Source organism: Vibrio sp. 1078-1, assembly GCF_033340475.1.
Window position 1 is genome coordinate 327,169 of record NZ_JAWOWM010000002.1, and the last position, 14,199, is coordinate 341,367.

The 14,199-nt window shown below is 44.1% G+C and carries 11 protein-coding genes; 4 read left to right on the forward strand and 7 right to left on the reverse strand.

Features of this window, described 5'->3' with window-relative positions:
* Positions 1-30 precede the first annotated feature (30 nt).
* Positions 31-936: a lysine exporter LysO family protein gene (locus R7190_RS05410; protein WP_005378011.1), complete on the reverse strand. Its 906-nt coding sequence runs from the start codon at positions 934-936 to the stop codon at positions 31-33.
* 146 nt (positions 937-1,082) lie between these two features.
* On the reverse strand, positions 1,083-2,003 hold the full coding sequence (locus tag R7190_RS05415) for an HDOD domain-containing protein (RefSeq protein WP_005378009.1): 921 nt from the start codon (positions 2,001-2,003) through the stop codon (positions 1,083-1,085).
* 369 nt (positions 2,004-2,372) lie between these two features.
* On the opposite strand from R7190_RS05415, the gene R7190_RS05420 reads away from it, so the two are divergent.
* The gene (locus tag R7190_RS05420) at positions 2,373-2,960 is read left to right on the forward strand and encodes a TfoX/Sxy family DNA transformation protein (protein ID WP_005378007.1); all 588 of its coding nucleotides are present in this window, start codon (positions 2,373-2,375) and stop codon (positions 2,958-2,960) included.
* 193 nt (positions 2,961-3,153) lie between these two features.
* Here the strand turns inward: R7190_RS05420 and R7190_RS05425 are convergent, their stop codons facing one another.
* The 3 genes from R7190_RS05425 to R7190_RS05435 all read right to left on the reverse strand — a co-directional run bounded on the left by R7190_RS05425 (position 3,154) and on the right by R7190_RS05435 (position 6,428).
* Positions 3,154-3,702, reverse strand: coding sequence for a hypothetical protein (locus R7190_RS05425; RefSeq protein WP_005378006.1), 549 nt, complete (start codon positions 3,700-3,702; stop codon positions 3,154-3,156).
* A 291-nt stretch (positions 3,703-3,993) separates the two neighbouring features.
* A complete protein-coding gene (locus tag R7190_RS05430; protein ID WP_005378005.1) occupies positions 3,994-4,491 on the reverse strand; it encodes a response regulator in 498 nt (165 codons plus the stop codon).
* Positions 4,488-6,428 carry an ATP-binding protein gene (locus R7190_RS05435; protein WP_086047128.1) on the reverse strand — a complete coding sequence of 647 codons (1,941 nt, stop codon included), beginning with the start codon at positions 6,426-6,428 and terminating at the stop codon, positions 4,488-4,490. The genes R7190_RS05430 and R7190_RS05435 overlap by 4 nt, the downstream gene beginning before the upstream one ends.
* A gap of 186 nt (positions 6,429-6,614) precedes the next feature.
* Here R7190_RS05435 and R7190_RS05440 point away from each other — a divergent pair, with 186 nt between their 5' ends.
* From R7190_RS05440 to R7190_RS05450, 3 genes are all read left to right on the forward strand, one after another.
* Positions 6,615-7,883: a DUF945 family protein gene (locus tag R7190_RS05440; protein WP_005389614.1), complete on the forward strand. Its 1,269-nt coding sequence runs from the start codon at positions 6,615-6,617 to the stop codon at positions 7,881-7,883.
* 137 nt (positions 7,884-8,020) lie between these two features.
* Entirely contained in the window at positions 8,021-9,115 is a 1,095-nt protein-coding gene (gene serC / locus R7190_RS05445; RefSeq protein ID WP_031781349.1) for a 3-phosphoserine/phosphohydroxythreonine transaminase, read from the forward strand.
* Positions 9,116-9,198: 83 nt separating this feature from the next.
* On the forward strand, positions 9,199-10,530 hold the full coding sequence (locus tag R7190_RS05450) for a D-serine ammonia-lyase (protein WP_167415145.1): 1,332 nt from the start codon (positions 9,199-9,201) through the stop codon (positions 10,528-10,530).
* Between the two features lie 97 nt (positions 10,531-10,627).
* On the opposite strand, the gene cydC is transcribed toward R7190_RS05450, so the two are convergent.
* Both cydC and cydD read right to left on the reverse strand, forming a co-directional pair.
* Positions 10,628-12,349, reverse strand: a complete 1,722-nt coding sequence (cydC, locus tag R7190_RS05455) for a heme ABC transporter ATP-binding protein/permease CydC (protein ID WP_047100726.1) — start codon at positions 12,347-12,349, stop codon at positions 10,628-10,630.
* Positions 12,342-14,129: a heme ABC transporter permease/ATP-binding protein CydD gene (cydD, locus tag R7190_RS05460; RefSeq protein ID WP_167415146.1), complete on the reverse strand. Its 1,788-nt coding sequence runs from the start codon at positions 14,127-14,129 to the stop codon at positions 12,342-12,344. Before cydD ends, cydC begins: the two co-directional genes overlap by 8 nt.
* Positions 14,130-14,199 lie beyond the last annotated feature (70 nt).

Genomic DNA, 14,199 nt, shown 5'->3' on the forward strand with positions numbered 1-14,199 from the left:
GTAATGGATGTTAAAGCGAAAACCTGAGATCTAGCTAGCAAGTGATACAAAGAAAAGCATCATAACTGGTACCAATAAACTCAAAATAAAGCCGCTAACGATAGCAACAGGAACACAACGCACACCACCGGTGGTTTGAATAACGGGTAGGGTGAAGTCCATTGCTGTTGCACCGGCGTAACCAATTGCGGTGCACGGATAGCTACGAATAAAGAGAGGAATGGCAACCAGTGCGACTAGCTCTCTCATCAATTCAATCAAGAACGACGCGCCACCAAATACCGGACCAAAAGCGTCACCCATTAAAATACCTGCGAGTGAATACCAGCCAAAACCTGAAGCCATTGCGAGTGCTTGATAAAGAGGAAGATCCAAAAGCACCGCTGCAAGAACGCCACCAAGCATACATGTTGCGATGACAACAGCCGCAATGGCCATTCCTTGTTTATTTAATAGGATTTGACGCAGAGTAAGTCCACTATTGCGCAGCTGAATACCAATAAAAAATAGAAGTAGAAAGAGTATCCATTCGCTTGCTGTATCTACCCAACTTAAATCAATGGGTAACAGCAGGCCAACCACTAACCCGCCGCCAACGACCACGATAAGCTTAACAGACTCTAAAGCCATCGAAGATAACGGTAACTTCTTTTGATTCTGATTGGTCTGGAGTGGAATAATTTTATCAATAATAGGCAGAGCCAACAGGTTGCATGCACTTAGACACAAAAAAAACGTACTCGCATAGAGGAGAATACTTTGTAAGTTGCTGCTTAAATTATCGAGCGCCGCTAAGCTAAGACCCATCAACGACAAAATGACGTAAATAAGGTAGGACGTTGACTGATTGATCTTCTCCAATAACGAAGATCGAGATATAGGAATTAGATACCCCACCACAAGCGGAGCGAAAATAAATAGCATCCCTGAGAACATAAAGCTCAATGATTCCTTTTTGAGATAACATCAACACGCATAAATCAAATTATCTATCGGTTGAAATTAGAGACATTTCACCACACACAGCTCAGCCTTGAGCGAATCGTTTTATCACGGATAAGGTATTATCAGAAAACGATAAATTACAAACCGCTAGCATTCAGTACAGCACGGATTTGATCATTGAAGTCAGTATCACTCATGTTACTAAGTTCATACAAGACTTCTGCACCAGTTAAGTTGAATTCAACTTCATGTTCGTCAATGCGTTCATCGTGATTGCGGAACATCAATAAATGATGCGCAATTCTAGCGATGTCGAGATAACTCACTTCTGGTCGCGTTAATTCGTATTTTTCGTTTGAGGATACTTCTCTGAAGTCGTTGTCAAACCCCCAACGCTCAAGTACCAGTTTACTTGTGGCAGAACAACGTGTTTGGAAGATCTGCAATGCAATATCTGGGTCTAAGTAATTGCCCCTATCTAAGTACAAGTGGTACTCATTAATTAGGCAAAATAACCCAATATCGGCTAATAGACCGACCAATAACGCCTTTTCTTGCTCTAGATGACCATAAGTGCCTGGCTCGTGGCTACGAAACGATTGAACCAACATCACCATGACGGCACCGAGCTCACGCGATATCGCTGCACTCTTCACCAAGATGGCATTGCATTCTTTAGTGAGATTAACTGAGTGTTTAAGTTGCTCGATCGCTTGTGCGGTAACAATATCACGTACACGAAGTATTCCGAGACGAGATACCGCTGTAGTTAAGTCGTTGCAGGTGATATTTCTGCGATTGAAAATCACAGAGTTAGCGACTCGTAAAACGACCGCTGCTAATCCGGGATCTTCCAATAAACAGTTAGCAACATCGGCAATCGTGGTGTGTTCTTCGACACATAACTGCTGAATTTTAAGCACGACATCAGGAATAGGAGGTAACGAAATCTTACCCGTGGCGATGGACTGTTCTACCAGCTGAGCAAACTCGGATTCCAGTGCGTTTATAAGCTTATCTTTATTATTTGGCAGCCAAAAAAATGATAAATGTTCCATTGTGACGCTGTACTTGAGATCTTTCGTACAGTGTACCCTTACAGCGTATTCTTTATCAATTAAATGCGTATTATGTGCCCGTAATTGCCAGCGAGATCATAATGATGGCGTGTTTTAGGCATGCTATGCGTCAAAAAAATATCACCACACAAACAATAAGTGTGAAACTAATCACGTATGCAGAATTTATACTTTTTTATATGTGACCTATGTCCTAACTTATTTTTCAACGTTAAGTATGATTAAGCAAGTTGGTGAGCACAACTCACAAAAATATCGCCAACAAATCGACATTTATAATTCGCTATAAGCTGCTGTTTATCTGGTGACATCGCTAATCGGGGTAATTTATTCAGATTAAAGAGGTCAATGGACATGACAGACCAAGCTTTTTTTAAATATGTACGCACCTTCAGTGAGTACCAAAAACGTTCTATGTTCGGTGGTATTGGTTTATTCACCGATGATGCTATGTTTGCGCTTGTCAGCAATGATTGCTGCTACTTACGTGGTGGTAATGGGCTAGATGAAGTGTTTACTCAACTGAGCTGTGAGAAGTATAAGCACGTCAAAAAACAGACGACGGCAACCGTAAATTATTATGATGTAACCGATTTATTCGAATCCGGATATGTAGGGCTTGATGAACTGGTACAGAAATCAATTGAATACTCAATTAAGGAACGGAAATATCAAAAGTCCTCTGCCAGTAGACGCTTAAGAGACTTACCCAACATGCAACTAACCCTTGAACGTATGGTCAAGAAAGCCGGTGTTGATGACGTAGAAACCTTTTTAGAACTTGGACCTGTAAAAGTCTTCAACAAAGTTAAAACGGCTTACGGTAATGATGTTGATGTAAAGCTACTGTGGAAATTTGCTGGTGCAACTGATGGCGTACATTGGAAACTGATCCAAGAGCCGCGTAAAAAACAGTTATTGGCACTGTGTGACTAAGCGAAGCTGATCGCACAATGATTGACTCGTTTCGATGGAGTTAGCGGGTCGTAAAGGCAAGTGTGAAAAGCGGAAAAAGGACGTTGAAGTTTTTTACCACTTCATTGAGTTAGTCATTAAATTAGACAAAAAAACCGAGGCAGAGACCTCGGTTTTTGTTTTTTTAATTTGCTCTTTTCTTACAGCACAAATCTTAAAACTTAAAACGCGTAGTGAACATTACCTGATCACCGTAAAAATCGTTGATACGTGCTTCAGCACCCAAAGAGAAAAGCTCTGTTGAGTGGAATCGAGCGTAAGCAGAGCCAGTCCAATCGTCATCGTTATCGATAGAAACGTAGCCGACTTTGCCGCCTACTTCTAATTGAGGGCCTAACCATTGGCGAACACCTAAGTTAAGCTCCATACCAACATCTGTGCTGCTCTCATTCGAAGGTTGCACAACGCGCATTAGCATTTCACCAGTAAGATCTGCCCAGTTGTTTAGCGGAGAATGGAAGCCAAAGCCTGCAGCTGAATCAAAATCACTTTCAAACTCAGAGTCAATACGAGCAATAACATGCGCGTTCGGGTGAATTGATTTGCTGAATCCAGCACCAAATGTCACAGGACTTGCGCCAATACGTGCTTCGAAATAGTCGTAGCTAAAGTTGCTCATAGTTGCTGGCGCATTGCGATCGTTTGCAGCTAGGGCATGGCTTGATGCCACTAGTAAGGCAGCGGCTAATAGTGTTTTACGCATAACTAACGATAAACCTTGTTCATTATTTCCATGGATTCAAGCAACCACTTGAACCGTAATCTGATTTGTCCGACATCATAATAAAAAGGAAGGTCCACGACCAACAAAAATGTGTCGATGTTTTGTCAATTAACTTAATAGTTCCTTGGTTTAAGCAAAAACTACGCCATATACGTAGTGTCCGAGGATTTCACTCGGACAAGTAACGATGTTTTTCTAACCTCATTCGACTATGCGAGGTTAGGTGGTGCAATGAGCATCGTTGAGTTCAAGTTAGAACCAAACACTTTATTACTCGCCAAAGCTTGCTCTTCTTTCTGCCATGGCGTTGAGGATTGCCTCAGAATCAAGGATTTGAGTCCAGGATAGCAGGTTATCATCATTCTCAATCACAAACGCGGTAAGCTGAGACACGATTGCCTTTCTCAACGCTTCGCCTTTCCAAGGTTTGGCAATGTAATAATCGAGACTCGCGTTATTTACGGCTTCTACGGTGTCTTCCAAACCGGCTTGTCCTGTGAGTAAAACTTTGCGCGCTGCTTTTGTGTCACCATTTTGACTGAGTTCGATTAAGAAGCTGATCCCAGTTTGTTCCGGCATAATGTGGTCACATAAAATGAGAGCAAGCTGAACTTCTTCTTCCGCCATCTCCTCAATCACTTGCCGAGCTTCAGTCACTGATTCCGCTCCTTCGACAACAAAGTTCTCCTCGAAGGGAGCAAGATCTTGGAGCACGCTATCCAAGACTTCTCGTTCGTCATCGACACATAAAATTAGATACTTGGTCATGTTTCATCTCCTTCTTCGATGACTGGTAACCAGACGGTCATTCGTGTGAACTGGCCGATCTCTGATTCGACGTCAATCCACCCTCTGTGTGCTGTTACGATTTGCTGGCAGATGGACAGCCCGATGCCTAAGCCAAAATTACCTTCTTTTTTTGTGGTGAAGTTCAGCTCGAAAATGGCGTCTCTTTGCGATTCAGGAATGCCACATCCATTATCTTCAAATGAGATAACGGCATAATGTGTGTGCTCTTTTTCTACAAGGCGTGTTTGTATGTTTAACACACCTTTCTCTGGAAATGCGTCAATGGCGTTAGAGACCAAGTTCGTCCACACCTGTTGGAGTGCGATCGGTTGACAAAGGATGGAAGGCAAGTTTGCATAGTCGGTTGAAACTTGGTGCATTTTTAATTTGTTCTCGAAAATCACCAAGGTGTCTTCAATACCCTCATGAATATCGGCATAGTGCAGGGTTTCATCATCTGACCGAGCATATCCTTTCAGGCTTTTTACCATATCAGCAATTCGTGCTGCACAGACATTAATTGAGCGAAGTGTGGAACCTGCTTTGTGGTATTGCTCTAGTGTATTGAGGGCATGATAAGACGCTTGCTGCTTTCTCGTTAGTTGGGTAAGTAGCTCGTGATCGGATTCTAAACCAAGGCTCACCACTTTCTTTGCCAACGCTCGTTCTGGAAGAGTATAGCTAAGCGCTTTTACGCGTGATCTGAGCTCGGCGGTTGAAGCGGGTTTTGAGGTTTGCGCTTTGTTCAGTAATTCAATGCCTTTGGTTTGTATATCGGAACTGGGCGCATCGTTAAGTAATCGTTCTAGTGTATGCGTTAAATTCTCTACGCCCCTTAATATCGCGGCTACTGGATTGTTTAGTTCGTGGGCCACTCCCGCAACCAATTGACCAAGCATCGCCATTTTTTCTCTTTCAATGAGCTGCTGGTGGGCTGATTCTAAAGATTCGAGCGTTTTTTGAAGTTGCAGTTTGGTGTTGATGCTTCTTTGCAATCGGCGGTTGAAGTGGCGTAAGAGCAAGTTTGTAAAAAGAGGCAGTAAGTTTGAGTCGCTTTGCATCACTTTATTGAATACGTTGCGATCGAGTTTGATAACTTCTGTTTTGGTTAGTGTCAGAGCTGTCGAGAAAGAACATTCCCCAGTAACAAACGACATGCCTCCGACAATATTCCCTTTGTTATGGCGTACAACCTCTCGCTGCATGCCTTGCTCATCGCGCTTGTACAGAGCCACTTCACCTTCGGTGATAAACCACAAAAAGCAATTTGGCTCGCCTTCCACGGTTAATAAGTGTTCAGGTGAGTATGTACGGCACGCTCTTGTTTCGTCATTATCTTTGAAAAATTGCTGGAGAGCGGAGATCACTTGCTCGGCTAACTCGGCATCAGACATCGAGTGGTAGTCGTGTAAGAATCCGGCTTGATAATGGCTCATCTGGTTATTGATGTGCGCTCGCAACAAGCTGTGATGATCCAATATCTGACTGTAACTTAGCAGGTCTTCTTTGCCATTTCGCAAGATAAATTGGGTCAGCTCTTTTTGCACTGTGTTAAATAAGACGTGATCTGGCAAAGGTTTAGTGAGGCAGTGGTCGAGCCTGCCCTCATTAACGGCAGTGAGAATTGCCTCTATATCAGACGAGCAGCTAATAAGAATTTTTCTTGCTTGCTCGGTATGTGGCATCCGGTCTAAACCAATAAGAAAATCCACGCCGTTAAAATGAGCGTGATGGCTCGCTATAACTAAAGCAACAGTCTGTTCTCTTTCTTCTAGATACTCTAAAGCGCTTTGAGCCTCTTCTATCGATTCGACAGAAAAAATATCAAACTTACTTGAGAAGGCAGACAGCTCCAATCGAAACTGTTCAGCACTGATTGGGTTGTTGTCGAGACACAACACAGCATAACGATTCACAGATGTTTTAGCTCCGGTTAAAACTTCGCCACGCAAACTTTAACAATAAAAGGACATGATGAGTGGGAGCCAAGTATGATTCCTGATTAATGGACTAGAATAAGCATCAATAGTCTGATTTGTCTCAATGTTTTCTCCGCAGGTGGTTTGGGGTAGACTGACCGAAAATATCTAATAAGTGACGTTATGCAAAATCTTAAAAAAATCGGCGCCATTGGTGGTGCTATCTCATTAGCACTGTGTTGGCCATTGGCTGTCGGACAAATTGGTCAGTCCATCATTGAAGATGGTATTACCAATATGAATGATGAAATGATTAAAGGTGAAGTGGTCGAGTATCAGCGTGGCTACTTGTCTTCAGTCGTGCTGACTCGTTATTCAGTTGTTGATCCTGAGCTTAAAACGCAGCTAGAGCGTGATGGTATGCCAACGACGTTTGACGTAACCAGTGATGTTAGCCACGGTCTAACAAGCCTAACAGCAGATTCAAAATTGGTGGACAATGACTTTTTGCCTCTCACGATGCATAGCCAGACTCAACTAAATGGCAATACAGCATTTATCCTCGACCTAGACAGTTGGCATTATCGTAACGAAGCGCAAGGCGTTTCTGTTTCTACAAGCCCTGCAAAAGTAACAGGTGATGTGACGGTATTGGGTGATCTCAATTACCAAGTTTCCGTTCCTTCTGTTCAAGTGGATTTTGAAAACGGTGAAGAGCTTCATCTGAATGCATTGACAGGGCAAGGTAAAGGAAAGCAAGCAAAAGGCTACTGGTTAGGCGAGCAATCTTTCTCTCTAGAGAAGCTAGATGTGGTTGATGCGAACTTAACGCCTGTCTTTTTGATTGAAAATGCGAGCTACCGTGGTAACACTACGATGAGTGAGTCTGGTGATAAGCTGAACAGTCAATTAAACCTAGATGCTAAGAAACTACGTTTAACTGATGGGACGGATGTCGATAACTTTAAGTTGGATTTCTCAATTGCAGATGTGGATAGCCAGTCTTTTGATCAAATTATGTCTATCTATCAAAGCTCTCCTATGTTAGATGAGCAGGAAATTGCGAATTTATTGCCGCATGTCGATACGCTGTTTAGCAAAGGTTTTGATTTATCCGTGAACGAGCTTTCACTCGCGTTCGGTGACGGCAAGTTCCACAATGAGTGGCAACTATCCATCCCTGAAGGTACTGAGCATATTACTCAAGATCCAATGAAGTTGGTGACGGCCACTACTGGTGAACTTAGCACTTACTTCTCTGATGAGTTAGTAACGCATTACCCATTTATTCAAGAAGGGATTGATGAGCTCCTTATTATGGAGTTGATCGAAAAAGTAGAGGGCGGTTATCAATTAAAAGCAGAAATTGGTGAAGGCAAATTGAAGTTCGAAAATGGGCATGAGTTCCCATTGGTGGCTCTACTTATGCCTGCTTTGATGCAACAACAGTAATTCGTGTTGTTGCGAATTTGTTCCAATTCAACGCTTAGTCTTTAAAAAGAGGTCGTAAGACCTCTTTTCTTGTTTTTATCACTGCGAAAACGTGATATTAATTTCGTAATATTTACATAGCAGGAGCAATGAGCATCATGGAACAAAATACGGACAACGTATTTAACTTCAGTGCAGGGCCAGCAGGTCTGCCTAAAGCAGTTATGCAGCAAGCACAAAAGGAACTAATCGATTGGCAAGGTCTTGGCACTTCGGTCATGGAAATCAGCCACCGAAGCAAAGAGTTCATCAAAGTTGCAGAAGAAGCCGAGCAGGATTTACGTGATCTTCTGAATATTCCGGACAACTATAAAGTGCTGTTCTGCCAAGGTGGTGCTCGTGCTCAGTTTGCTGCTGTTCCTCTAAATTTACTTGGTGATGCCGATACGGCAACTTACATCGATGGTGGTTATTGGGCTGAAAGCGCGGTAGCTGAAGCGAAAAAATACTGCGAACCAGACGTGTTTGATGCAAAAACAGAAATCAACGGGAAAGTCGCGGTTCTACCTGCAAGTGAATGGAAAATTGCTCCAGAAGCGGCTTACGTTCACTTCTGTCCAAATGAGACCATTGATGGTATTGAGATTAACGATCTTCCTATCACCGACAAACCGATTGTTGCTGACATGTCTTCGACAATTCTTTCTCGTGAAATCGATGTGTCTAAATACGGTGTGATTTACGCGGGCGCTCAGAAAAATATTGGTCCTTCCGGCATTGCTATTGCTATCGTGCGCGATGATTTATTAGGTATGGCGAAGCAGGTTCTACCAAGTATCTTGGATTACACTGTTTTGGCAGAAAAAGAATCAATGTTCAACACACCACCAACCTTTGCATGGTACCTGTCTGGTCTTGTTTTCAAATGGCTGAAGGCACAGGGTGGAGTAAAAGCAATTGAGCAAGTGAACCGCGCTAAAGCCGCGCTACTGTATGATTACATCGATCAGTCTGATTTCTACCGTAATGGCGTGCACTCAGCAAACCGTTCTTTGATGAACGTGCCATTTCAACTTGCTAAACCTGAACTGGATGCAACCTTCCTTGAGCTAGCAGACTCTAAAGGGCTGAAAGCGCTAAAAGGTCACCGAGCAGTTGGTGGTATGCGAGCATCCATTTATAACGCAATGCCGCTAGAAGGTGTTCAAGCGTTAGTAGACTTCATGCAAGAGTTTGAGAAAAACTACGCGTAAGCTCAAACTGATAGTTGTTCTCTAAAGCGTCGCTATTGCGGCGCTTTTGTTTATCTCAACTCACATCATTCCAGGAAGGTAAAATGACCAAGGCAAATATTGAAGCGCTGACTAAGCAGTTCCCACTCTTGACAGCACTTATTGATCTTGAAGAGGTTTGTTGGTTTAACCCCCATATCACTTCCTTGGAGGAAGGCTTACCTCATGTCGGGTTAGATGAAAAAGATATTCAAGCGGCGAGTAAACGGCTAGCACGATTTGCGCCTTATTTGATGAAAGCGTTTCCCGAAACGGAAACGTCGCGTGGCGTTATTGAGTCCGCAGTGGTGGATATTCCCAATATGAAAGTGCGTTTGGAGCAGCAATACGGCACACCAATATTGGGCCATTTAATGCTCAAAAAAGACAGTCATTTGCCAATTTCTGGTTCGATCAAAGCGAGAGGTGGTATTTATGAAGTGCTCACTCATGCAGAAAAGTTGGCGTTTGATGCCGGCTTGCTCTGTGAAAGCGATGATTACAGCAAATTGTTCAGCAATGAGTTTCGGCAGTTTTTTAAGCAGTACAGTATTGCGGTTGGCTCAACCGGCAATCTTGGTATGTCCATCGGCATCATGAGTGCGAAGCTGGGTTTTTCAGTTTCAGTCCACATGTCTGCGGATGCGCGGGAATGGAAGAAAAATAAGCTCCGGTCACATGGTGTTAATGTCGTAGAGCACCAAGAAGATTATGGTATTGCTGTCGAGCAAGGTCGTAAAGAGGCAGAAAAAGATCCCAACTGTTTCTTTATCGATGATGAAAACTCACGGACGCTGTTTCTAGGTTACTCTGTTGCGGGTGAGCGTCTTAAGCAGCAGTTTGATGACTTGGGAATCGTTGTTGATGAGCATCATCCATTGTTTGTTTATCTTCCTTGTGGTGTTGGCGGCGGCCCTGGTGGCGTGGCATTTGGCTTGAAGGTAGCCTTTGGCGAGCATGTCCACTGTATTTTCGCAGAGCCAACGCACTCACCGTGCATGCTGTTGGGCGTACATACAGGCTTGCATGACGATATTTCGGTACAAGATTTGGGTATCGATAACATCACCGCAGCTGATGGTTTGGCAGTCGGGCGTGCCTCGGGATTTGTCGGAAGAGCGATGGAAAGGCTACTTGATGGTTTTTACACCATTGATGACGCTCGTATGTATCACCACTTGGGTGAGTTAAGTGAACTGGAAGGTATTAATCTAGAGCCTTCTGCATTAGCCGGTATGATTGGTGCAGTGCACGTCTCGAATAACCATGCTTACCAGTCTCGAATGAAATTTGACGAAGAAAAACTCAAAAACGCAACACATCTTGTTTGGGCAACAGGTGGGGGCATGGTTCCGGAAGATGAAATGGCGGCTTATCTCAAAAAATCTGGTCGGTAAATCAGCACTGTATACGTGCTTAATTAGGTAACTAATAATACAGGAATAACAAAAGGGCTCATCGTTTGATGAGCCCTTCTCGTCACTGAAAATCGAATTATAGAGATTGTAATAGCTGGTAGTAACGACCTTTTTGAGCGAGTAGCGTTGGATGGTCGCCTTGTTCGATGATCTCACCTTGTTCCATCAAACAGATGCTATCCATACTTTCTAGCTCTATCAGTCGGTGTGTAATGAATACTACTGTCTTATTAGCAAAGTGTTCATTGAAAAGCGCCATCACTTTTTGTTCCGTACGCTTATCGAGGCCTTCAGTCGGTTCATCTAAGAGTAGGATTGGGGCATCACGTAGCAATGCTCGAGCAATACCGATTCGACGTTTCTCACCACCAGATAACTGACGACCGCCGTCGCCTAACCAAGCGTCTAACCCCGGCTCTTCAAGAAGTCCGCCAAGCTCGACTTTTTGTAAAATAGTAGACAGTTGCTCATCACTTGCATCCGGAGCGGCCATGAGTAAGTTGTCACGTAGTGTCCCGTTTAGTACATCTACGCGTTGACTGACCACAGTCATTGCTGCTCGCAGGTCCGACTCGCTCCAATCTTGCAGTTTTGTACCACCGATTCGAACTTCACCTTGGTTAACATCCCAGTAGCGGCAAAGAAGCTGAATCAGTGTTGATTTACCTGAACCTGTTTGACCTACAATTGCAGTTTTAGTGCCCAACGGTAGTGAGAGTGACAAGTCTTTCAGCACCTTTTGCTGACCGTCAGGGTAAGTAAAATCTATGTTGTCGAATTCAATGTCTAACGTTGTGTCTTTATGTTTCGACTGCTCAGGGAAGACAACGTCAGGTTCAGCCAAAATTACTTCATTTAAACGACGAGCAGAGGTCAACGTTTGACCGAGATACTGGAATGCGCCCGCGATAGGCATCAGAATCTCAAAGCTAGCCATGGTTGCAAACGCGAACAGCGCAATCCAAGGATCAGGAGCACGACCACCTACGCCGTCTGCAGCAAACCAAAGCATCACAACCAGTGTAATGCCGTTCACCAGCATAAGCAGGCCTGAAGCCATGCCCGTTAAATTCGCGTTCACAAATTGGTTAGACAGCAACTGCTTCTGCTTCTCTAGAATGAGATTACGATAACGTTCTTCTGCTCCAAAGATACTCAGTTCACTGTAGCCTTGAAGCCAGTCCAGTGTCGCCACTCGCAATTGCGCTTTATGATGAGTGAGATTCTCGCCATTGTTTTTACCCAGTTTATAGAACAGTACTGGCCATACAAACAACATGACGGTAAGAATCGAGCCAAGCAGTAGGGCGAGATGCCAATCAAAGAACGCCAGGACAGCCGTTAAACTCAATATGCCAAAAACACCAATCACGACAGGGCTGATAAGTCGAAGGTAAACGTGATCCATCGCATCTACGTCCGCTACTAGGCGGTTGAGCAGATCGGCATCACGCATCGTAGAAACACGACCCGGAATCAGTGGTGCAAGTTTCTTAAAGAAGAAGATACGTAGATCGGTAAGCAGCTTGAACGTTGCATTGTGGCTAACGACACGTTCTCCCCATCGACCTGCGGTTCGAGCCATTGCAGCGCCGCGTACCCCGGCACCTGGTAACATGTAGTTGAAGGTCTCACGAGCAACCGTCAAGCCTGCCACCGCTGCGGCTGAAATAAACCAACCTGATAGCGTTAACAAGCCAATAGATGCCGCTAAGGTCAGAAATGCCAGTAGCATACCTAGCGAAAGACCAAACCAGTGTTTCTTATAGAGTTTTAGATAAGGGAGTAAATCACGCATCTAAGTTCCCCTTGTCTGTTTCACGTTGTGCGAGGTTCGCTTCCAACATGTCTTTAAATAAGCCATATTCTGTCGACAGTGTGGCGTAATCACCACGTTGAACAATCTGGCCGTCCTGCATAACAAGAATTTGCGATACGTTTTGTAAAGGCGCAAGTTGGTGAGTAATCATCAAATTCGTTGTGGCATGCGCATACTTGTTAATGCCTTCCATCACGAGTTTTTCACTGCGAGCATCTAAGCTTGCGGTTGGTTCATCTAATAACCAAAAACGACCATTTTGTAGCATGGCGCGAGCCAGTGCTAAACGCTGCGCTTGGCCGACAGATAAACCACCAGAACGATCAGATATCGGATAATCCAACCCATGCATTTCAACAAATTCAGCAGCGTGAGAGTCATTCAACACAGAATGTACGTCTGCATCCTGAATATTGTGCTTACCTAGTGTGATGTTATCTCGAATGCTACCGTGTAATAGCATCGGGTTTTGACCAATCCAGCTTACTGCCTCTCGCCATGTGGCTAGATCCAGTTGCGACAATTCACAACCATTAATCTTCAAGCTACCTTGATAAGGCATGAAACCGAGGATGGTGTTTACCAAGCTTGTTTTACCTGCGCCACTTGGTCCAACTAAAGCCGTACTTTTGTTGGCTTCAAGAGAGAAGGATAGGGGACCTGCGAGCTGCTTACCTTCCGGACTAAAAATGGTTAACTGGTCCGCTTCAATATGGATAGGGCTGTTTTTATCTAACGCTTGGGTACCATCTTTGATTTGATCGACTTCCAAATCCAGAAACTCGACAATGCTTTCTGCTGCGCCAACCGCTTGCTGTTTCGCATGATAGAACGTGCCCAAATCACGTAATGGCTGATAAAACTCTGGAGCAAGAATCAGAATGAACAAACCAGCAAAGAGCGTAACACCTGCGCCGTAGTAGCCGAAGTCCAGCTCCCCGATATAACTAAAGCCAAAGTAGACAGCGGTAATTGCGATAGAAATAGAAGTGAAAAACTCTAACACCGCAGAAGACAGAAACGCGATTTTCAGAACGTCCATGGTACGAGTACGAAAGACTTCCGAAGCACCCTTAAGAGTTTCAGTTTCAGATTTTGTTCTATCGAATAAGCGAATGGTCGTCATTGCTTGCAAGCGGTCATAAAAGTGACCCGACAAACGCTGCATTGCTTTAAAGTTTTTACGGTTTGCTTCTGCGGCTTTCATCCCAACCAGTGCCATGAAAATAGGCACTAGTGGTGCAGTGACCAGGAAGATCAAGCCTGCTGCCCAGTTTACTGGGAATACGACAACCAAAATGATGAAAGGCACTAGTACCGATAATGACATTTGAGGCAAGTAGCGTGAGAAGAAATCTTGCATATCTTCTACCTGCTCTAAGATGAGCGTTGCCCAACTGCCAGCAGGTTTGCCTTTGATGTAAGCTGGCCCAAGTTTATGAACTTTATCTAAAATGAGTTGGCGAATATAAACTCGAATTTGCTCCCCGCAACGGTAACCGGCAAGCTCTCGACCCCAGGTACAAGCAGCTCGACCGATAACCGTGCCACCGAGCCCAACAAAATGCCAAATGAGGTCGGCTTTGTCGACTTGGTCAATGATTAACTGGTGCAGAATGGAGGCGAGCAGGGCTGCTTGAGCCAATAAAAACACGCTTGAAAGTACGCCTAGGCCTATCGCAATCATAAGCCAGCGCTTGGCTAACTTACTTTGTTGCTTCAGCCACTTATTCAAGCTGCTTTGCTTTTTCTTATCCATCGTGAAGGCTTAATGATAATTGTTTTAATGAGGCGGTAGTATACAAAAGAAAACCCAGCGGGAATACCGC